We start from the raw sequence: 21,609 nt of genomic DNA, 5'->3' as shown, positions 1-21,609 counted from the left end.
TATAATATCTGCACTATGGCTGGATTTTATGATTTTTATGATGTAGCTGTCGTTGGCGGTGGTCACGCAGGAATTGAAGCGGCATTGGCTAGTGCCCGCATGGGTCTCAAAACAGTTTTGATTACGCAGACCGTGGATTCAATCGCACGAATGAGCTGCAACCCTTCAATCGGTGGCATCGCAAAAGGCAATATCGTGCGTGAAATTGACGCGCTCGGCGGCGAAATGGGAAAGTTCATCGACAAATCAATGATTCAGTTCCGTATGCTTAACAAAAGCCGTGGTCCTGCGGTTCAGGCTCCACGAAGCCAGGCCGACAAAATTTTGTATTCCAGCCTTGCACGCCAGACAGTCGAAACCACTCCGAATCTTTACACTTTAATGGACACGGTCGTTGACTTGCTCACCACAGAAAGCGACACTCCGCTTCCACCAGCCGAAAGTTCACAGTCTGGTGAAATTCCTGGCGAATTCACAGAAAAAGACGTTTTGACCGAGGCCGCAAAATCCGGCAAACGCCAGAAACTCACAGCCGTCGTCACTGAACGCGGCAGATTGATTCCAGTGCGCTCGGTCGTTCTTACAACGGGCACTTTTTTGGGCGGACGCATTTTTATCGGCGAATACGATGCTCCTTGTGGCCGCGTGGGAGAGCAGGCAGCATTTGGTCTCACTCAGTCGCTCAACCGCCTCGGATTCACTACCGGCCGCTTGAAGACAGGAACTCCGCCACGAATCTTACGCCACACAATCGATTTTTCAAACCTTGAAATTCAGGCAGGAGATGACACAATCGTTCCCTTCTCTTTTGAGGACGAAAAAGTTGACCGCCCGCAAGTTCCATGCCATTTGGTCTACACGAACGCAAAAACTCACGAGATTATCCGTGAAAATATCGGCCGTTCACCGCTTTATTCTGGTAAAATCCACGGAATCGGCCCGCGCTACTGCCCTTCAATCGAAGACAAAGTAATGCGATTTGCCGAACGCGAGCGACACCAGCTTTTTGTAGAGCCGGAAAGCCTTGCAACCGACGAAATTTATCTCAACGGCCTTTCATCAAGTTTGCCGGAAGAAGTTCAGGACGCTTTCTTGCGCACTCTTCCCGGCTTTGAGAACTGCCATGTTGCCCGCCCGGGTTACGCAGTCGAATACGATTATGTTGAGCCAACCCAGCTTTTCCCTTCTTTGGAGACAAAACGAGTCGCAGGTCTTTTCAACGCAGGTCAGATTAACGGAACTTCGGGCTACGAGGAAGCGGCAGGCCAGGGACTCGTGGCAGGAATCAACGCCGCTCTTTATGCACGCGCGCACAAAGAGCTTTGCGGAGATTTGTGTGCTTCTCACGCCGGCATGGGACAGGTTCCGGCCAGCGCAGAGCCGAACGCATTCGCTTTTAAATCACACTTTACGCTCGAAGAAATCAAGCACTTTGCAGAAATTTCCGAAAAAGAAACTCACGCAGTAAACGAGCTTCTTGAAAATTTCCAGAAAGAGCAGGGAAGATCAAACTTCCACACAATTCCTGCATGGGAACCGCTTATTTTGGGCAGGGACGAAGCCTATATTGGCGTTTTGATTGATGATCTGGTCACGCTCGGAACAAAAGAGCCTTACAGGATGTTCACGGCACGGGCAGAATACCGCCTCAAATTGCGCCACGACACAGCCGACCGCAGGCTTTCCGAAAAAGCTTTCAAAGTTGGAATCAAAACGGAAGCTCAGTTTGAGGCAACAAAACTCAAATATCAGCAGGTTGAAGAAGCGACAGAAATTTTGCTCAAAAAAGCAGATGCTGAAAACCCCGGATTCTCACCCGTTGTCTGGGAAATCGCGCAGGAAGACGCGAAATACAAGTATTACATCGAAAAGCAGGACGCGCGCGTTGCAAAAATGCACAAAATGGAGCATTTCCATATCCCGCAAGATTTTGATTACGGAAAAATCCCGGCACTCTCAGGCGAAAGCCGCCAAAAACTAGAAGCCGTCCGCCCTTTAACGCTCGGTCAGGCAAGCCGAATCAGTGGAATCAGAAACAGCGACATAATGTTGCTGATGGTGTATTTGAAATAGCCCCGCACGGATGCGGGGTCTCACTAAAGAGAGAATTTGCCTGCAAATTCTCGTGCGAATCAAAAATTACAGGATGTAATTTTTGTTCGAGTTATGCTTTTGATGGTGTACTTGAAATAGTCCAAATGTCGAATTTTGCAAATTCCTGGATAAGCACAAAATCAAGCTCCCAGCGGGAACATGGCACTGGAATCCACGGTTGTGCGAAATTGAAAATTAGACTCGCTACGCTCGCTCGCACAAAGTGGATTCGTGCCATAACCCCGCTTACGCTTGATTTTGCACAGTCTGCAAATGCAAAACTCGACATTCTTCCTTTCTATGTAAAGATGGTTCTTGAATGGCGAGTTTTGTACTTGTCGGATATGCCAAAAAACGGTCGGAATCGGGGGTTCTGACAAAAGGTCGCTTGAACTTGTTCACCGCGACCTTTTTGGCAGGTTCACGATGGGAGACCGTTTTTTGACTTAGACCATAAATTTCAAAACCCAACATTCGGGCTAATTATTTATTTCCAGCTTTGCTCAACTTGAGCCTTGAAGCTTTCTTTTTCGGAATCCGGCAGGAATGAATCTTCGAAACTGTTGAGGATGATTTTTTTGAGGTCAGCTTTTGAGAACTGGAGCTTTGAATAGAGGTTCCAATACTCATCGAGAAGCTCAACGCCGAAGAAAATCGGGTCGTCCGTGGCAATCGTAACCGGGATTCCAGAATTAAACATTTCCCGGACTGGATGCTCGCTCATTTTTTTGACATATTTTTTTGTGAAAACATTGCTTGTCGGCGCAACTTCAACAGGGATTTTCTTTTCGGCAAGATATTCGACGAGTTTTGAATCTTGAACGGATGTAATTCCGTGACCAATTCGCTCGGCATGGCAGATTTGGAGCGCATCCCAAATTGACTCAGGACCGACATCCTCGCCTGCGTGCGCAACAGCATGGAATTTGTCAGCAAGAGCCTTTTCAAAGACCGGGCCAAAATCTTTACACGGGCCTTTCTGCTCGGCTCCGCCCAATCCGATTCCGATGAAGCCTTCAAACGGATTATCTTTGAACATTTTGTAGTTGTTCTCGGCATTTTCAAGGCCGAAAGTGCGTGAAACATCGCCCAAAAGCCAGACCGTGATTCCTGTTTCTTCCTTGATTTTTTTAAGGTTTTTCTCGAAATTTTTGGTCATTTCGGCATAATCGAAGCCTTTTTTGACAAAAGCCGACGGAGCAAAGAAAGCTTCGCAATGAACAACACCGTTACGAACAAGATAATTCTTGAGGTCATCGAAAATGAGGTCGAAATCAGAGACAGAAGTGAACAAATCTTGAACTTGCAAAAAGGCAGCAATGAAACCGTTCAAATCAGAATAAGAAAACAGCTTTTTTATCTCAGAATCAGAAAATTCAACACCATTCTTTTTGAGATAAAGTTTTTTTATTGTCTCACGGCTCATAACAGCTTCAATATGAATGTGAAGCTCTGCTTTTGGAACCTTTTTAAAAAATTCGTAGAAATCAGATTTTTTCATTTTCTGCCTCATTAGACTTATCTATAATTCTAACCTAATTATCGGCAATTTTCACGAAAAAATTTAAAGATTCTTTTCAAGTTCTGCGACGAGATTTGCGAACACATCCAAAGCGGCCTGAACCGGCTCGGTTGTGCTCATGTCTACGCCAGCAACTTTGAGGCTTTCGATTGGATAACGACTTCCACCGCTCTTGAGGAACTTAAAGTAATCCTCTCGCTCTGCCTCTCCGCCTTGTGTGACTCGTTTTGCAAGCGCAAGGGAAGCGGAAATTCCTGTGGCGTATTTGTAAACATAATATGCGCCGTAAAAATGCGGGATTCGTAAGCCTTCCATGTCGCTTTCCGGCTCAAAGACCATTTCCGGGCCAAAATACTGCTCCAAAAGCTCACGGTAGATTTTTCGCAAAACCTGTGCCGAAAGAGGCGTGCCAGATTCTACAAGTTCGTGCGCCTTAAGCTCGAATTCGGCGAACATTGTCTGGCGGTGCAAAGTGGCGAGAATGTCATCTGCGCGCATTGAAAGGAGATAAGCCTTCATCTCAGGAGTTTTTGCCTCGCGCATGAGATATTCAAAAACAAGCTCCTCATTGAAAGTTGATGCAACCTCAGCCTCAAAAATCGTGTAATTGTAGCTCATGAACGGATTGTTTGTCTTTGCGTAGTAAGAATGCATTGAGTGTCCGCCCTCGTGAGCCATCGTGAAAAGATCGCGGATCGAGTCAGCCTTATAATTGAGAAGAATGTACGGATAGCCAGTGTATGCTCCGGAAGAGAATGCGCCGCTTCGTTTGCCTTTGTTTTCGTATCGGTCAACCCAGCCGTTTTTGAGACCGTCGCAGAGAATGTCCGTGTATGATTTTCCAAGAGGCGCAAGGGCAGCACGGCAGATTTCAACGGCTTCGTCGTAGCTCGTCTCGCACTTAATGTCTTTTACGAGCGGAACATAGACATCATAGTGGCGAAGTTCTGAAACGCCCAATAGTTTTTTACGGAGCGAGTAATATTTGTGCAGAGTCGGAAGATTTTTGTGAACCGTGTCAATCAAATTGCGGTAAACTGACTCAGGGACTTTGTTTGAGTAAAGGGCGGCTTCGAGCGAAGATTTGTACCCTCGTGCGCGCGCGACAAAAATGTCCTGATTTACGCTTCCTGCATAAAGAGAAGCAATTGTATTCTCATGCTTTACGAATTCTTTGTAGAAATTTTTGTAAGCCTGCTCGCGGACGGCACGGTCAGGATTGTGAAGGAAAGTTGTGTAAGTGCTCTGGGTCAGAGGTTTTTCCTCGCCGTCAGCATGAACGCCCTCAAACTGCAAGTCAACATTGGTGAGCAAAGAAAATGCCTTGTAAGAAGTTTCCGAGCTTTCGGCCTGAAGCGAAAGAATGCGCTCTTCCTTTTCGCTCAAAATGTACGGCTTGTGATGAAGCTCCTTCTGCAAGAAGATTTTATAATCAGCAAATTCCGGCAAATTGAGCCAAGAATTGATTTTTTCGTCTGGAATTGACATGAGTTCCGGCGAGAAGAAAGAAGTGTCGCTCTCGGCGGCGGCATAAGCCATCATGGCCCGGCCTTCACGATCCTGAGCGGCTGCATCGCTTTCATCGGCAGTGTGCTGAAGCCCCGCATATTCGTGAACGGTCTCAATAACCTTTTCAAGAGCCTCGTTCGCTTTGAGACAGGCCAGCAGAGAGTCGCTTGACTCGCCCAGTTTGCCCTTAAAAGCCACAACTTTTTCTGTGAGCGGCTTAATAGAAGAAAGAGCCTTTTCCCAGTCTTCGTCAGATTTATATAAAGTAGTCAAGTCCCATTTGTCAGTTGCAGGAACCTGGTCGCGTGTAGGAATTGTATTTTTAGCCATGTAAGCATTATACAACTTTTGAAGGGGGAAGTCATCGCTTTGTCTAGGGCAAATGCAATATAATCGATTTTTATATTGAAAATGGCGCGAATGAGCGAAACGGCTTACGGAAACACTCGTTTTGTGCTGCCGCGTGAGCGGCAAACGTATATAGTTTCAAGCACAAAACGCGTGTAGCATGCTAGCATGCGCTTCCGATAAGCCGTTTTCGCGACTGGGAGCCGATTTTGCAAATACCTCAAAAGCTATTCCTCATTGCTAATTGCTAATTGCTAATTCCTAATTACTATTTTTTTTGTTATACTACCCTCATGTCAAAATCAAAATCGCTCCTTTCGGCGGGGCTTTCGCTTTCATTTTTTACGCTTTGTTCACGCATTTTGGGTCTTGTTCGCGAGATGACAAAGGCTGCTTTTCTTGGAACTTCAAAATATGCAGACGCTTTCGGCATTGCTTTCATGATTCCAAATCTTTTGCGCCGCCTTTTTGCAGAAAATTCTATTTCCGTGGCTTTTATCCCGACTTTCAAAGGTTATCTCGAAGATTCAGACTCGGACGAAGGCAAAAAAACTATCCGCGAATTTCTTAGCGCGACAATCACTCTGATTGCTTTTTTGACGACTTGTGTTGTCTTGATTGGAATTCTGGCGACTCCGCTGATTGTTAAAATCTTTTTGGACAACAGTGACACAGCCCTTCTCCACGAAACTACGATTCTCACCAGAATCATGTTTCCTTATCTTGTGGTGATTTCAATTGCGGCGTTTTTTCAGGGAGTTTTGAACGGTGTAAAGATTTTTTCTCCATCAGGCTTCACGCCGGTTCTTTTCAACTCAATTGTAATCGCTGCGACTTATATCCTCACTCCGATTCTAACCAATAATATAGAAGATTCTGAACTTAAGGCTCAGATGGCAGCCCGCGCAATGTCTATCGGCGTTATTTCGGGCGGCTGTGTTCAGGCACTTTTTCAGCTTCCGTTTGTGCTAAAAACAGGCTGGAGGTTCCATTTTACAACTCTCAAAAACGCATTCAATAATCCGGGCACACGCAAAGTCATGAAATTGATTGTACCGACGATTATCGGAATGGCGTGTTATCAGCTCAACGATGTCGTTTCTACAGCCCTTGCAGGCAAGGCCGGAACAGGAATCGTATCTTCGCTCCAGTATTCGCTTCGCTTACAGGAATTGATTTTGGGAATTTTTGCGGTCTCAATCGGAACAGTAATTCTTCCGGATTTGAGCGGACTTGCAAAAAAACAGCTCTGGGAAGATTTCAACAAGATGCTAGTTCAGGCGGCAAAAATCATGGCATTGATTTCTATTCCAATCACATTTTTGAGTCTTTTGTGCGGAGAAGAAATCATTTCGCTGGTTTATAAATCAAAAAAATTCTCCGATGAATCAGTTCGGCTTACTCTCGATGCATTCAGAATGCACATCGCAGGCCTTTTCTTCATCGCTCTCAACCGAATCATTTCGCCGGCTTTTTACGCACAGGGAAACACAAAATCGCCAACAGTCGCAGGAATCATCGGCTTTGCGGTGAATATTTCCCTCGCTTTTGCCGTGATAATCCTGCACAACGATGGAACTGGAGCCGGAATCGCGCTCGCACTTTCATTGGCAAGTTTCACGAACACAGTCGCACTTTTTGTCTTCTTAAAGAAAAATCAGAGCCTCGATGTAAAATCAGTAACTTTGGGAACGATTTTTTACGCGGCAAAGCTTGTCGTCCTTTCTCTTATCGCCTGTGTTCCGGCATTTTTCGTACGAAAAGCCGTTCTGCCGATTTTTGAAGGACATGGCCGCCTGATTGGATTCGGTGTGCCGCTAGCAGTCACGGCGATTTGCTACGGAGCAATCGGCATCGTGCTTCTTGTGATTACAAAGGACGAAATTGTGAAGGTGATTGTTCGGAAGGTCAGAAGATAATTTTCTGGGGCGTTGGTCGTTCGCTATCTCTAACTATCGAGTTTTGCAATGCAAAACTCGCAGAATCATTTTTTCCGAGTCTCGGTGAAGGGGTAGCGGAAAAGACCGCAGCGAAGCGAGGACTTTGGAGCGAGGGGAAGGCTTTCCCCCCTTTTGACTATGTGCTAGAATCTATCTCATGAAAGAATACACACAAGATGAACTAAAAAAAATCTACACTGCAAGACGAGAAAAACTTCTTGCTTACATGAATGAAAACAAAATCACGGCGGCTGTGTTCGAGGATTGCGAGGAAAGGCGTAATCCTGCTGTCCGATACTTCACAGGGCATCCGAGCGATGCACTTTTTATCATTGCGGACAACGGGAAATGCGTTCTTATTCCTTGGGATGACAATCTTGCGAAAGAGCGTTCTGTGGCCGTTGATGTCGTGCCGTACAACAAATATGAAAGACGAAATATTCGGGCTGTAAAAGAAACTCTCAAATCTTTCAGGCTCAAGTCAAACAGGCTCAAGGTTGAAATTCCGCCGACAACGCCCTACCCGCTCTTTTTGCAATATGTCGATGCGCTTGAAGGCTGGGATGTTCTTTGCCGTGAAAACAGCGTTCATGATTTTGTCGTGAATATGCGTGCCACAAAAGATGAATACGAAATTGAATGTACAAAAGAAGCTTGCCGCGTCGGTGACTGGATTATTTCCGAAATTGAGCGCGGAATCCGTGAAAACTGGCTCCAGAAAGAAAGTGATGTCGCACTCCTGATTGAATCGGAGCTTCGAAAATGCGGTTGCGAGAGAACAGGCTTTGACACGCTCGCAGCAGGCCCTGCCCGAAGTTTTGCAATCCATGCTTTCCCAGGCTACACAAATGCTCCGTGGCCGGCACAGGGGCTTTCAATCCTTGACTTCGGTGTTGTTTACGAAGGTTACACAAGCGACACAACGCTCACCGTTGCAAAAGGTCCGCTCAATGCAAAGCAGGAAGAACTTCTTACTCTCGTAGAAAAAGCCGCTGAACAGGCACTTCCGCTTTACAAAGCCGGCTCTCCAATAAAAAAAGCAGCCGAAGCTGCTGATTTAGTATTTGCAAACGCAAAGAAAGTGATGCCTCACACGCTCGGTCATGGAATCGGTCTTGAAATCCATGAATTTCCGCGGGTAATGCCGAAACATCCCGATGAGCTTTTGTTCAAGCCTGGAATGATTGTCACTCTCGAACCAGGCCTTTACGACCCGGAATTAGGCGGCGTGCGACTAGAAAACGACGTGCTGATTACGGAAACAGGGAATGAAGTAATCACACACTCAAAGATAATCAGAATATAATCGAAAAAAGCATTTATAAGCTCTGAAAAGCAAAAAGACATGGCCGGAATCGGGGTTCCAAAACAAACTCGCCTGAGCTTTGCTCACTGCGATGTTTGATTTTGGGTTCCCGATGGAAGGCCATGTCTTTTTGTAGTATCTAGTGATTTTAAATGCTTTGTTCGAGTGTATCAGCCTCGTTGTTGAGAACTTCTCGCAAAGTCTCATCTTCGAGGTGCTTGCTCAGCTCACGCAGGTCGCCCAAAACTTCCTTTACAAGCTCGATTCCGTCTTTTTCGCTCGGTTTGTTTTCTGGATTCTCATGAATCAAACCTGAGCGGAGCAATGCTTTTGTAGTGGCGTACAAGCCAGGTTTTCCTGAAAGCTTGGAAATGACATAATCCAAAAGCAGGCGGTTTCGGCTCGTCATGAATTCATGTCGCTGCTCTGGCGGCAAATATTCGAGCATTTCACGCAAAGTTTTGAACATTGAGAGGAACGCGCGGAACCGGTAAATTACGCTTCGGTCTTCGATTGCCGCAATGATTGAAGGAAGCATATCGATTGCACGGCGCAGAGTCAAATCATCAATTTTTGGAGCTTCTTTTTCTGATGCGGTTTCTTCCATATTATCCTCCGTCGGTTCGTCTTCGAGGAGGCGCTCAGATTCTTCAAAATCATTATTTTCAGTCACATCCTCTATACTATTTTCCTCTGTTTCTTCAGATTCTGCAACTGTTTCTTTATCATCTTCCTGCAAATAATCTGGAATATCGTCCAAAAAGTCATCATCCTCAGTCTCGGCTTCGGCAATGTCGTCCTCAGTGAGAAGTTCGTGCGCTGCAAGGTCATCTTCGGCGAGCAAATCAGAATCAGCAAGTTCTTCCGATTCATTCAATTCGTCGTCGGACATTTCTTCCTCGGCACGCTCCTCAACTTCAGCAGGCTCTTCGCTCGTCTCAGGGTCAACCGGCTCTTCGGCAACTTCTTCCGGCACAGCGACAGGTTCCTCAACTGGAGTCTCTGGCTCAACTGGCCCGGTCGGCTCGGAAACTGTTTCCTCAGAAGATGCAGGCTCGGCATTTTCAGCAGCAAGTTTCATATTTCGGAATTCGTCCACAGACTGAGCCGCATCAGATGCCTGAGTTGCAGCCTGCCATGCACTTTCAGCGGCATAATTTGCTTTTTCTGCAAGTTCGGTGGCCTTTTTAATCTGCTCTTCAAGCATATCGAGTGATTCGTCAGAAATTTCTCGTTTCTGGGAATTCGGAGTTTCGACCTCAACATGATTTGAGTCATCAAGATATTCTGTTCCATCAGGAACCGGCACAACCTCTGGCTCGCCCGCATCTTCTTCATCAAGCGGAGCACCGTCATCAATCAGCTCATCAAAATCAACGCCCTTATCTTCATCAAGCGCATTTTCATCTGATTCAAGAAGATTTGCGACAGAATTTACATCGTCTGCCCCGGAAGGAGTATCAGCCAGCTTTTCCATTCCAAACTGACCGAAATTGAAATCTTCTTCATCATCAGCGTTTTCGGCTTCAGGATTTTCAGCAGCATCTTCCTCAGAAAGATTTTCAGTTTCATCCGTGAAGTCAGCATCATTGACAGCAAGAGAAATTTCTCCCGCATCAGAAATAAATTCCGCAGCCTTGGAAGTCATTTTAATCTCTGCATTTTCAGCTTCCTCATCTTCCTGAACGCTGAGTCCTGAACCGTCAGAAACTTTTCCGCCTGAGAACAAAGAATCATAATCCACTGTTGAAGAATGAAGCGATTCATAGTCAAGGGAAGCAAGGCTCTCATCATTTCCCAAGATTCTCTCGGAGGCGACCTTTGAACGCTCGTTGAACGAATCGGCAGCAGAAGCCTTTTTATAGAACTGAAGTGCTTTTCCAATCTGATTCTGCTTTTCGTATAGCTCGCCAAGGCAAACCATCGCATCTGAATCCGACGGATTTTTCTGAATCGCGGCATGGAGATACGGCTCGGCTTTCTTTTCATCGCCTTTCTGAATGAATCGTTTGCCCCAGTCGCGGTAAATTTCGTTGTAATCAGGATTGATTTTCTTGATATTTGCGAAACATTCCTCGGCTTTTGCGGCATCGTCCTTGCAAATGTAATACTGACCAAGAAGATTCAAAGTCTGGACATCATTTCCGTCAATTTCGCGGAGTTTTGAAATCTTCTCGAATGCCGTGTCCAATTCGTTGGCTGAAATATGAATCTGAGCAGACTGTTTTTTGATTTTAAGGTCTTTCGGATTCATTTTTTCGGCTTTATTTATAACTTCAATTGCTTCACCAAGTTTTCCCTGATTTTCAAGGGAATGTGCGAGACCAGTGAGTGCGTTTTTGTAAGTTTCATCAACATCAAGTGCTTTTTTGAACTCAGCTTCGGCATGTTCGAAAATGCTCTGGCGGTTGAAGACATTTCCTTTTGCGGTGTGCATTTTTACATCATCAGGATAAAGCTCAAGTGCCTGATTTACGACTGTATCTGCCTCAGCGACCTTGTTTTCCACAAGAAGCAAATCTGAATAAGCCTCGATTGCCTCTGTCCAGCCCGGTTTTGCACGGAGCGCGCCTTCATAGAAACTCTGAGCCTTTGAGATTTCACCAATTTCAGCATAACTTTTTGCAATGTTGAACTGGAGAATCGGATGGTTCGGATCATATTTTAAGCCACGGTTGTAAGCCTCGATTGCCTGCGTATGATTTCCCTGCAAGGCATAAATCGCGCCCAAGTGATTGTTAGCCAAAACATCGGAAGGATTATCCTCGACGACTTCCTCAAAGCACTTGATTGCTCCGTCATAATTTCCCATCTGGCGGTAAGTGAATCCGAGATTGTAGGAAATCTTTGCGTGAGCTTTTGGACTTGATTCACAAATTATCAGGCCCTGCTCAAGGAACGCAACTGACTCCTCATATCTTTTCTGGCGGCGGTAAATTCCTGAAATTGCCACCAGAGCATCGAGATTTTCATTGTCAGCTTTCTCAATCTGTTTAAAAATAGTCAGAGCCTGGTCATCTTTTCCAGCTTTTACATAAAGATTTCCAAGCTGCATTTTATAAGAAATATTATCAGGCTCTTCGAGAATTAAATTCTTGTAAATTTTTTCCGCAAGAGTGTAATCACGGGCAAGCAGGGCCGATTTCGCACGCACCAGCATTGTGTTTGAATCTGACATAATTTATAATCTCCGTCTTTTATTTTTTAGATAGTTCCTGAGAAAGTACAGTAGAAATCCGTGAACTTGGCCGTGCAAAAACTTCCTTAGAAAGCATTCCGTTGATTCGTCCGTCAACTTTAGAATAAGCACTTACGGCAAAATAGTAAATCCTTCCATTATCAAGCCCCGTAAGCGTAACCGATGTGACATTTCCCACATTTACAGGCGAACTTCCCTGAACTGCCATGCGCCCCAAATATTCGCCCGGCCTGTTTCCGTAGTAAACATAATATCCTCCGGCATTGTCATCGACAGAATGGCTCCAGTGGAGAGTAACAGAACTGTCTCCGGCAACAGCATTGATTGCAAATGGCGGCAACGGCTCATTCTGCTCCTCATATTTTACGACGACTTCCGAAAGCCGAGGACTCTGACTTCCGGCACCATCCGGCAAAAGTTCTGCTGAAAGCTGGAAATACAAACCTTTTACGCCATCAATTTTCTCGCCGGGAACAATTTCTTTCCAGGCAGGATAATCATCAGTCCAGCCGTAGCAATTATCGCCTGAGCGGATGTAAAAGCGGATGTCTGTCTGTGCAGGAACATTCATCAAAGTATCGATTTCATTGATTACGGCCGCCTGAGAAATCAAAAGCGGTTTTGTGGTGAATTTTCCGCCATTAATCCGATATTTTTCATTTCCGTTGAGGAAGATGTCATTTTTGTGATTTTTATCATTTTTTATGCTTGTGCGTGAAATCCTGAAATTGTCGATTTTTCCGGCATAATCCGTACAAAGTTCGATTCCAGCTTTTTCACCCAAAATCGGATAGCAGACAGTGCCGTATTCATGTCCGTTCTCGGTGATGAATTTAATTGCCTCGGTTCGTCCGTCAACGAGATATTCCAAAAGTCCGCTTTCCTGATCAAAACTGATTGTGTGCCTTGCCCATTTGTTTGGAACAACAGTGCTGAAACCTGCAAGATGAACTTCATGAGTTGAGAAAGGAATAAAAATATTGTTGAAGACCCATTCAAGGTGATTGTTGAAGAAAGCCGCTGAAATCATCTGGTATTCAGAGTGAGTGTCGTCATTGAGTGAAGAACGCCATGAGAAGACCATTTCGCCGTTTTCTGCAAGAGAAGGACAAAGCCAGAATTCAATCGTGAATGAACCGGCAAGACCGTCATGTCCGAAAAGAGCGTTTTTGTTTCCGCTGAGAATTATGCCTTTTTTGTTACCTCGGCTAAGGGCAGCTCCAGATCCTTTGACAGAATCGTGAGTCGGAACAAGATTATTCGACATCACAGTGTAATTTCCGCTCAAATCAGTGAATTTGTCATCATCAAAAGTAAGAAGCAAATCCGTGTTGCTGTCAAAAACTGTTGTTTGTGTCGAAAGTTCCACCGCATCGTAGCCGAACTGACCGTTCTGGTTTCCAACGACAAGACCGTTCATCGAAGCAATCTCCCCCCAGCCGTTGTCTCCGCCAAGCACGAGAGTTTTTGGGGTGGCAAAAAGTGCTAAAGCGGTGAGCAGTGAGCAGTGAGCAGTGAGCAGTAATTTTTTTGACAAACTGAAGCCGCTCAGCCTTTCACTGACACTTTTTGAAAAATTCATTAAACTAGATACAACTTTCATTATGCTTACGACTAATAACCCAGAATACGAGAAACTTCACGAAACTGCGTTAAAAGCGCCCTCCTCAAGCGGTGTATATCTTTGGCGGAATCACGAGGAAACCGTCATTTATGTTGGCAAAGCAAAGAACCTGAAAAACAGGCTCTCCTCTTATTTTTCAAGCGGGCAGATGCTTAAAACGCAACTGCTCGTCTCCAATGCGGCATCAATCGAGTACATCACGACAAGCAATGAGTACGAGGCCTTTCTTCTTGAAAACAACTTAATCAAGAAATATTCGCCCCGCTACAACATTCAGCTCAAAGACGGAAAATCTTACCCCGTTCTCAAAATCACGAACGAGGAATTTCCCCGCTTTTACAAGACCCGTCAGGTTCACCGCAATGACGGTGCCACATATTTTGGCCCCTATCCTGATTCAGGTGCCCTCGACACTTTCATCGACAGTCTCTACAAGGTTTACCCGGTAAGACATTGCCGAACTTTCAAAAAGCGTGAAGCCCCTTGCATGTATTATCACATCGGGCGTTGTAAAGCTCCGTGCTGCAATAAAATCGATAAAGAGACCTATAATCTATATATCGATGAAATTCGCTCCCTACTTGAAGGAAAAGGAACAGAAACACAGGAAAAAATCACCGCCCAGATGAAGGAAGCCGCCGCCGCACTCAATTTTGAGAAAGCAGCACGCCTGCGTGACGGTCTTCGCGCGCTAACAATCATGCAGAACCAGAACATTGTCGAAGATTTTGCTGCCGAGGACAGGGATTACATTGCCCACTGGCGGGAAGGTGAACTTGTAAGCTTTACAGTTCTCAAAATCCGCGACGGAAAACTTTTGGGCCGTGACAATTACCGGGTCGAAAGCCTCAACGAAGACGACGAGCTTCTGGAAGAGTTCGCAAGAGCCTACTACACGGACAAAGATTCCCTGCCGCCAAAGATTTTTATTTCCGAAGAAGACAAAACCGAGTTTCTGGAAGAATGGCTTAATCAGTTAGAAAGTAGGAGTGAGGAGTTAGGAGTTGATAAGGGCGGTCCGGCTTCACCGTCGGGTGTTCCGCCCTTCGCTAACGCTCATAGCCTTACGGCTACTTCGGGGCTACATACCCTACCGCATGAAAGCGAAGCAGGTAGCGGGTACCACGGAAAAATCCTAGATTTTTCCGAGACTCGCTCAAAACCTGTCTCACAGGTTTTGCCCCCGCACAGCGGGGTCGCTCCCTACCTACCGCATGAAAGCGAAGCAGGTAGCGGAAGTTCCAGCACTAGTCATTGCGAGGAACGAAGTGACGAAGCAAACCATAACGCCTCACTTCCGACTCCTCACTCCTCACTCCTCACTCCTAACTCCTCTCGTGATATTGCGGCGCTGAACATGGCACGCGAGAATGCGAAAGAAGACATTATCCGGCGGGTGCGTGAACGGGGCGACATGCCAGCCTTGAACGAGCTTAAGGATTTGCTTCATTTGCCTCGCCTTCCTGAACGAATCGAAGGTTTTGATATTGCTCATATCGGCGGAAAATTTCCGGTGGCTTCGCTTATTTCGTTCTGGAAGGGAAATCCTGACAAAAAGAATTACCGTTATTTCCGGCTCAAAACCACTAACGGCGTAATCGATGACTTTGCCTCAATGCGCGAGGCCGCCACACGAAGATATTCCCGGCTCTCAAATGAAAATGCCGAGCTGCCCGACCTCATTCTCATCGATGGCGGTATCGGTCAGGTCAATGCTGTTGACGGAATCCTTAATATGCTGGGCTTAGACATTCCGATTGCGGGACTGGCCAAGCGAGACGAAGAAATCTGGCGGCCACATGCAAGCCATCCGATTTGCCTGCCCCGCCGAAGCGATGCACTCAGACTTTTGCAGCGTGTGCGAGACGAAACCCACCGATTCGCCACAAGCCGCAACCAGAACCTCCGCACAAAAGAAAACACGGTCTCGGTTTTCGCAAGTCTGCCTCATGTCGGCGAAAAGCGCGAGAAGGTTCTTATCAAAACCTTCACCACGCTCGAAAATCTGGCGGCCGCCGAAGAAGCTCAGATTGCTCAGGTTTTGCATATCCGTGCCCCGGAAGCAAGCGAAATCCTGCTTGCGGCACGAGCCGAGCTTGAAAAACGCAACGAGACCAAAAACGCAAAAAAAACAATGTTCGCCGCTCAGCTTGGCACAAGCAGCGATGAAAGAGATGAATCTTATGCCTCAACTCTGGCAGATGCGGCTTTGGAATAGAAAATGCAGCGCCCGCTATGGAGTGGCGGCGGAGCCGTTGCGTAGCAATGAGCGTGAGCGAACCACGGAACAGCGGAGCAAGAAAATTGCGCCCTAAAAATCATCGGAAAATGAAAAATTCGTTGTCCTTTTGTCAGAAAGCGTGGTATACTGATAGAACGGAATTTAGTTTATGTTTTTCCAGAATGCACGCGAAGCCGTCGCCGTTTTTTATGTTTTCTTCGACTTGTTCTGCGCATCGATAATCGGCATTTTATTGTACACGACTCTCAGCGATGTTGAGCACACAAACAAAAGGCTTCATCTTGTAAATCTTCTTTTCGCAATCATCTTGTACTGCGTCGCTGACAGCATTTGGGTTTTGGCTTACAGCAATGTTTTGATTCCATGCACGGTTGCAACCCGCTACCTCACGAACATCATCGCATATTCCGTCATGACGGTCTGCACTTACACAATCTGCCGCTTTTTTTTCTCAATCTGGGATTCGGTAACGGCTCATCAGCCCAAGCAAATGAAGCTGATTTTCATTCCGTTCGCACTGATTATCCTTGCAATCGTGACTACGCCGCTGACTCATCTTGTGTTTTCAATCACCGACATCGGCATGATGATTAAGGGGCCGCTTTATGCGCTCACGATTATGCTTCTTTTCGGATACATCATCGTTTTTTCAATAATTTCGATTGTTTTTTATTACCGCACGCAAAATGATTTCGCAAAGGAACAGTACAGTTTCGTCACGATTTACTCAATTCCGGTCGTAATCGGCGCGCTTTTGCACTACAAATACGGGACTCTTCCAAGTTTCGCAATCGGATTCACAATCGCAACGCTGATTATCTACATTTTCCAGATGCGGGATTTAATTTCAATCGACGCGCTCACAGGAATCAACAACCGCAGGCAGGGCGAAAGATTTTTTCAGGAGCAAATCCGCCGCATAAACGAAGAGCCGCATTCAACGCTCGAATGCCTCTATCTTTTCATGATGGATTTAAACAAATTCAAGCTGATTAACGACACTTACGGTCACGCCGAGGGCGACAAGGCTTTGATTGCCACGGCCGAAGTGCTCAAAGAAGCCTGCTCTCACATTTACCGCAAGTGCATTATGAGCCGTTTTGGTGGCGACGAATTCGTAATCGGTGTCGTTTTTACGCCCGAAGAAGCAACTCTCCTCAACGAAAAGCTCAACGAGCTGATTCAAAAAAAGAACGAAGAGCTTAAAGCACCGTACAAAATCTCAATCAGCATTGGCTACACTTACTACAAAAAGGAATTCAAGGATTTCCGCACATTCCTCACCCACGCGGACAAGCTCATGTACGAGATGAAAGAAATCGCGCATCGTGAGTCAGAACTTGAAAATAAGAAAGAAGAGTGATTTTTTAAGAATTACTGGATAATATAAAAACAAGCTCCCGGTGGGAACGTGGCATTAGAATCCACCTTCGCAGCACAGCTGCTACGGAGATTCGCTAAAAACTTGCCTCGCAAGTTTTCTTGACGCTCACTAGGTTGCGCGCACAAGGTATCTGACTCGCTTCGCTCGCACGCGCAAAGTGGATTCATGCCATAATCCAAACGAGCACGACAATCAAAGTGCTCGCCCCTACGCTTGTTTTTGATTTTTTCGGCTTTTTATAAAATTTTCGCTTTGTTTTTCAAAGTTCTAACTTCACTTTCATAAAGGGGCGCGGAAAGTACCGGCTGCAAGGACAGTTTTCATAGCTTAAGTTTGCAGCTGAGCATATATATTTCTCTCCATTAACCTTGCAAGTGTCTCAAACCGTTCTGCTTTCCTTCCGCATACACTTTTTAGATATGTCGGGCTTTTTATCTATTTTCGTTTTTCTTTTCAATCTACTGACTTCACTTTCATAGAGTGGGCGGAATTGGCCGGGATTCAGGCTTTCTTCAAGCTCAAGGCCTGCAAATTTCACTCGCTTTAAGTAAATCACTTCATTTTTCAGGGCGCGGAAGATTCTTTTTACTTCGTGGAATTTGCCTTCGGTCAGGGTGATTTCACATTCGTCTGCGGAGAGCCAGCGGATTTTTGCTCCGTTTGATTTTTGCTCGGGGAATTTTTTTTCTGGCGGAAGAGTCACGCCAAGTTCTGCCTGTTCGGCGTATTCTTTTTGTTGAATTTCTGTGACCAAATTTTTTAAGCGCACGAAATATGTTTTTTCGATTTTGTTTTCCGGGCGGGTCAAAAAGTCCGAAAGTTTTCCGTCGTTCGTAAAAAGCAAAAGACCTTCCGTGTCACAGTCAAGCCGGCCGATGCTGTGGAGTTTCGCGCCGTTCGATTCAAGAACATCGGCAGGAAAATGCTCGTAAACCGTGCGGTGCGAGTCACTCACAGTGGAGCAGACTTCACCCGCGGCTTTGTTCATGAGGAAATAATAAAATTGGAGTGGCTGCTTTTTGTGACGCATTAAATCTCACCGGTAACTGCTAACTTTCCTCAGCTTTCACCAAGAACAATTTAATTCCTTCGCCCTCAAATTTTTCCTTAACTGCCTTGATTATGGCTTTCATCGTGGCGACATTTTCATCCTCGACATAGCTCACAAGGATGAAATTTGTCTCCGGCCAGGTTGCGCTTCCCATTTTGTAGGAATTTTTGCCCCGGCCAACGACGGTAGGAATTATCGTGTATAAAACGCCCGGAATATGCTCTTCCATGAGCGAAATGATTTCGTCCTGCACGGACTGATTCGCGATTATTTCACATCTGGTCATAATTTCTATTCCTCACACAGAAGCACTTGGATTTTCGATTTTTCGATTTTCTTTTCCTTCATCACGAGAGAGTACAAAACCGGGATGAAGAAAAGCGTTACGAAGGTTGATGAAAGCAGACCGCCAACAACCGCAACACCGATTGGCTGAACCATGCCGGCACTTCCGCTGGTGGCAAAGCACATCGGCAACATTCCCAAAACGGTGGTCAAAGTCGTCATCAAAACCGGGCGCAAACGGCTTGCACCGGCTTCAAGACAGGCTTCTTTCATTTTAAGGCCACGATCAATCAGCAAGTTCGTGTAATCGACCAGAATAATTCCGTTGTTTACGACGATTCCGACAAGCATGATGAGACCGACTGCACTGACCATCGAAATTGCCTGCCCCAAAATCTTGTAGATTGCAACTACGCCAATAATCAGGAACGGAATTGTCATCAGGTTGATGAACGGAGCCTTGAAACTTTCGTAAGTTCCCGCCATTACGCCGAATACGAGCAAAATCGCCATCAAAATGATTAAGCCGTAAGTTTTGCCCTGAGACTGCATGTTCTGCCATGCGCCATCGTAAACCAAAGTCACATCATCCGGCACAATGAAAGTCGCTGCAATTCCGTCTTTGATGTCCTGCTCAACCTCATAAGCATTGCGTTCGGTGATGATGTCGCATGTCAATGTCACGACTCTGGACTGATTTTCACGCTTGATGCTTACAGGGCCAAGTCCTTTTTTGACTTTCGCAAAATTTGCCACGCTGACCTTGCCGTTCGTTCCGTTCACAAAAATCTGCTCCAGGTCAATTACCTGCTTTCGGTCGGATTTCTGATACATGAGCACGGTTGAGTAATCTTTGCCGCCCTCACGATAAGTCGTTGAAGTAACGCCGTTCATCGCATAGTTAATTTCCCGCGCAACAGTTGTTACATCAACGCCAAAAGCATAAGCTCGCTGTCGGTCAATCTCAATCTCTACCTCTGGCACGCCTTTTTCAATATCAACGGAAGATTCGCCCAAATCAGAAATAGTTTTCATTACAGCGGAAATCTGGTCTGCGACATCAAGTGCTTTTTCCAAATCATCGCATCGGATTTTGATTTTGATGTCACTTCCTGTCATCTGGCCACGCATACCAGCCCGGAATCCGAATTTCGCGCCCGCAAAATCGTTGAAATGAGCACGGAGCTTGTTCTGAATCGTCTGCGCGTCATCAATCTGTTCGTCCGAATTAGGGAGTTTGATTTCCAAAGTTCCGCGATAAGACGAGCTTGAAGAACCGCTCGTAGAAGTCAGAGTTTTGTATCCTTTGATTTCGTCACGGACAATCTGCTCAAACTGACTCATCACGGTCATAGTTTCGTTCAAGTTTGTTCCAATCGGCAAAGTCACATTCAAAGTTACGCTGTCATCCTTGCCGTTCGACATCATGTTGATGTTCAAAGTCGTTGCAAGCGCAAGGGAAATAATCAATGCAGAAAAACAAATCATGACCGTTGCCTTTCTGTGACCAAGCGCGCTCTTCAAAGCCCGGCGATACAAAGCTGTAATCTTAATCAGCGGAATATCGAGCAATTCATAGAATTTTTTAAGCGGCTTGAAACTCACCGGCTTTTCCTTGCGGTTTGAGAGCGGCAAAAATTTTCCTGCGAGAACAGGCACAAGGAAAATCGCCACGAACAAAGAAGAAACAAGCGCGATTACAACCGTAAAAATGATTCCCTTGAACATCTGCCCCATCATTCCCAAATCTTTCATAAAGAAAAGGAAAGGCACGAAAACACAAATCGTAGTAAGGTTGCCCGAAAGAACAGACATGACCATCTCGCTCGAACCAAGAACGGCCGCAACTTTTGGTTTGGCACCACGGCTTCGGTAAACATAAATGTTCTCAATCATGACGATTGAGGCATCGACTATCATACCGACACCCAGAATCAGGCCAGTCAAAGTCATCATGTTGAGCGTGATTCCGGCAAACTGCATCGCGAGCATTGTGATGACAAGTGAAAGCGGAATCGAGACCGCAATTATTATCGTAGATTTGAAATTCTTCAGAAAAAGAAACAGAACCAGAATCGCAAGAAGAAGACCCTGATAGCAGCTTTCAAGAAGCGTGTTGATAGTGTCGCGGATTGAGTCCGTAGTGTCCGAAATAATTTCCATCGAAACATCAGTCGGTAAAAGTTCCTGAATTTCATCGAGTTTTTCATAGACTTTGTTCGCAACGGTAACGCTATTCTTGCCCGACTGCTTTGATACGCTCACATAAATTCCAGGCTCACCGTTGATGTAAACTTCATTGGTCTTGTCCTTGTAGCCCATGTAAGCCGTACCGATGTCGCTCAGCCGCACGACATAATCGCCTTTTTTGGTGATAATCGTGTCATTAATCTCATCGATGCTGGAGAATTCTCCGATTGTTCGGATTGAATAATCAGTTTTGCCCTCAGTGATTTTTCCGCCACCAAGTTCCAGATTCTGCTTTGAAAGAGCCGAGTTGACCGCAGAAATTGTAAGGCCGTAAGCCGCAAGCCTGTTCTGGGAAATGTCCACGCGCACGATTTTTGTTCGGCCGCCGGAAACTGTCGCCTCTGCAACACCGTCAGTCTGCTCCAGAAGACTTACAATCGTGTCCTCGGCAAGAACTTTCAGCTCGTCACGGCTTCGGTTTCCTCGCACGGCAATTCGCAAGATTGGCATTGAGTCCGAATCCATTTTCATGATTGTCGGGCTGTCCGCATCATCAGGGAGCCGTTTTAACACTTTGTCGATTTTGTCACGCACATTGTTTGTCGCGATGTCCAAATCAGTTCCGTAATTGAATTCAAGTGAAATCTGAGAAGAACCTTCGCGGGAAGTTGATGTCAGATTTTTCAGGCCGCTCACGGAAATCAACTGCGCCTCAAGCACCTTTGTGACGGTCTTTTCAACAGATTCCGGGCCAGCGTTCGTGTAGCTAGTGCGAATCATAAGATAAGGGCTGTCAACATCAGGAAACAAACTGATTGAGACATTTTTCAAAGTGAACAAGCCCATTACGCCAAGCAGAACGAAAACAATCAAAGTTAAAACAGGATGTTCCAGTGTTTTTTTGGTTATACTCAT

The 21,609-nt window shown here is 45.8% G+C and carries 13 protein-coding genes; 6 read left to right on the top strand and 7 right to left on the bottom strand.

Translation table 11 applies throughout. From position 1 onward, the window contains the following. Positions 1-15 precede the first annotated feature (15 nt). Both IJJ71_RS00375 and IJJ71_RS00370 read left to right on the top strand, forming a co-directional pair. The gene (locus IJJ71_RS00375) at positions 16-2,073 is read left to right on the top strand and encodes a tRNA uridine-5-carboxymethylaminomethyl modification enzyme MnmG/GidA (RefSeq protein WP_296844651.1); all 2,058 of its coding nucleotides are present in this window, start codon (positions 16-18) and stop codon (positions 2,071-2,073) included. A gap of 125 nt (positions 2,074-2,198) precedes the next feature. Next, positions 2,199-2,471: a hypothetical protein gene (locus IJJ71_RS00370; RefSeq protein WP_296844650.1), complete on the top strand. Its 273-nt coding sequence runs from the start codon at positions 2,199-2,201 to the stop codon at positions 2,469-2,471. Between the two features lie 110 nt (positions 2,472-2,581). Here IJJ71_RS00370 and add read toward each other — a convergent pair whose 3' ends face one another. Next, entirely contained in the window at positions 2,582-3,595 is a 1,014-nt protein-coding gene (add, locus tag IJJ71_RS00365; RefSeq protein ID WP_296844648.1) for an adenosine deaminase, read from the bottom strand. A 63-nt stretch (positions 3,596-3,658) separates the two neighbouring features. Next, the gene (gene pepF, locus IJJ71_RS00360; RefSeq protein WP_296844647.1) at positions 3,659-5,455 is read right to left on the bottom strand and encodes an oligoendopeptidase F; all 1,797 of its coding nucleotides are present in this window, start codon (positions 5,453-5,455) and stop codon (positions 3,659-3,661) included. Between the two features lie 311 nt (positions 5,456-5,766). Between pepF and murJ the strand changes: the two genes are divergently transcribed. Both murJ and IJJ71_RS00350 read left to right on the top strand, forming a co-directional pair. Next, positions 5,767-7,392, top strand: a complete 1,626-nt coding sequence (gene murJ / locus IJJ71_RS00355; RefSeq protein ID WP_296844646.1) for a murein biosynthesis integral membrane protein MurJ — start codon at positions 5,767-5,769, stop codon at positions 7,390-7,392. Between the two features lie 178 nt (positions 7,393-7,570). Further along, positions 7,571-8,719 carry a M24 family metallopeptidase gene (locus IJJ71_RS00350; protein WP_296844645.1) on the top strand — a complete coding sequence of 383 codons (1,149 nt, stop codon included), beginning with the start codon at positions 7,571-7,573 and terminating at the stop codon, positions 8,717-8,719. 148 nt (positions 8,720-8,867) lie between these two features. Here the strand turns inward: IJJ71_RS00350 and IJJ71_RS00345 are convergent, their stop codons facing one another. Together IJJ71_RS00345 and IJJ71_RS00340 are read right to left on the bottom strand one after the other, a co-directional pair. Then, complete coding sequence (locus tag IJJ71_RS00345; RefSeq protein ID WP_296844644.1) at positions 8,868-11,897, bottom strand: tetratricopeptide repeat protein; 3,030 nt, start codon at positions 11,895-11,897, stop codon at positions 8,868-8,870. A gap of 19 nt (positions 11,898-11,916) precedes the next feature. Beyond that, entirely contained in the window at positions 11,917-13,455 is a 1,539-nt protein-coding gene (locus IJJ71_RS00340) for a fibronectin type III domain-containing protein (protein WP_296844643.1), read from the bottom strand. Positions 13,456-13,522: 67 nt separating this feature from the next. On the opposite strand from IJJ71_RS00340, the gene uvrC reads away from it, so the two are divergent. Both uvrC and IJJ71_RS00330 read left to right on the top strand, forming a co-directional pair. Then, complete coding sequence (gene uvrC, locus IJJ71_RS00335) at positions 13,523-15,760, top strand: excinuclease ABC subunit UvrC (RefSeq protein ID WP_296844642.1); 2,238 nt, start codon at positions 13,523-13,525, stop codon at positions 15,758-15,760. Between the two features lie 172 nt (positions 15,761-15,932). Beyond that, on the top strand, positions 15,933-17,147 hold the full coding sequence (locus IJJ71_RS00330) for a GGDEF domain-containing protein (protein ID WP_296844641.1): 1,215 nt from the start codon (positions 15,933-15,935) through the stop codon (positions 17,145-17,147). A gap of 400 nt (positions 17,148-17,547) precedes the next feature. On the opposite strand, the gene IJJ71_RS00325 is transcribed toward IJJ71_RS00330, so the two are convergent. From IJJ71_RS00325 to IJJ71_RS00315, 3 genes are all read right to left on the bottom strand, one after another. Beyond that, complete coding sequence (locus tag IJJ71_RS00325; protein WP_296844640.1) at positions 17,548-18,156, bottom strand: pseudouridine synthase; 609 nt, start codon at positions 18,154-18,156, stop codon at positions 17,548-17,550. Between the two features lie 61 nt (positions 18,157-18,217). Beyond that, a complete protein-coding gene (locus IJJ71_RS00320) occupies positions 18,218-18,505 on the bottom strand; it encodes a PG0541 family transporter-associated protein (protein WP_296844639.1) in 288 nt (95 codons plus the stop codon). A 5-nt stretch (positions 18,506-18,510) separates the two neighbouring features. Then, complete coding sequence (locus tag IJJ71_RS00315; RefSeq protein WP_296844638.1) at positions 18,511-21,609, bottom strand: efflux RND transporter permease subunit; 3,099 nt, start codon at positions 21,607-21,609, stop codon at positions 18,511-18,513.

Source organism: Treponema sp., assembly GCF_017430385.1.
In the GTDB taxonomy this organism is placed as follows: Bacteria; Spirochaetota; Spirochaetia; order Treponematales; family Treponemataceae; genus Treponema_D.
The sequence above is the reverse complement of the archived record's forward strand: the minus strand, read 5'-3'. Positions and strand labels throughout refer to the sequence as shown.

Excerpts from the sequence above, each read along its gene's own strand:
- IJJ71_RS00375 (WP_296844651.1), top strand. The coding sequence starts at position 16 with ATGGCTGGATTTTATGATTTTTATGATGTAGCTGTCGTTGGCGGTGGT.
- IJJ71_RS00370 (WP_296844650.1), top strand. The coding sequence starts at position 2,199 with ATGTCGAATTTTGCAAATTCCTGGATAAGCACAAAATCAAGCTCCCAG.
- add (WP_296844648.1), bottom strand. The coding sequence starts at position 3,595 with ATGAAAAAATCTGATTTCTACGAATTTTTTAAAAAGGTTCCAAAAGCA.
- pepF (WP_296844647.1), bottom strand. The coding sequence starts at position 5,455 with ATGGCTAAAAATACAATTCCTACACGCGACCAGGTTCCTGCAACTGAC.
- murJ (WP_296844646.1), top strand. The coding sequence starts at position 5,767 with ATGTCAAAATCAAAATCGCTCCTTTCGGCGGGGCTTTCGCTTTCATTT.
- IJJ71_RS00350 (WP_296844645.1), top strand. The coding sequence starts at position 7,571 with ATGAAAGAATACACACAAGATGAACTAAAAAAAATCTACACTGCAAGA.
- IJJ71_RS00345 (WP_296844644.1), bottom strand. The coding sequence starts at position 11,897 with ATGTCAGATTCAAACACAATGCTGGTGCGTGCGAAATCGGCCCTGCTT.
- uvrC (WP_296844642.1), top strand. The coding sequence starts at position 13,523 with ATGCTTACGACTAATAACCCAGAATACGAGAAACTTCACGAAACTGCG.
- IJJ71_RS00330 (WP_296844641.1), top strand. The coding sequence starts at position 15,933 with ATGTTTTTCCAGAATGCACGCGAAGCCGTCGCCGTTTTTTATGTTTTC.
- IJJ71_RS00325 (WP_296844640.1), bottom strand. The coding sequence starts at position 18,156 with ATGAACAAAGCCGCGGGTGAAGTCTGCTCCACTGTGAGTGACTCGCAC.
- IJJ71_RS00320 (WP_296844639.1), bottom strand. The coding sequence starts at position 18,505 with ATGACCAGATGTGAAATAATCGCGAATCAGTCCGTGCAGGACGAAATC.
- IJJ71_RS00315 (WP_296844638.1), bottom strand. The coding sequence starts at position 21,609 with ATGAGTATAACCAAAAAAACACTGGAACATCCTGTTTTAACTTTGATT.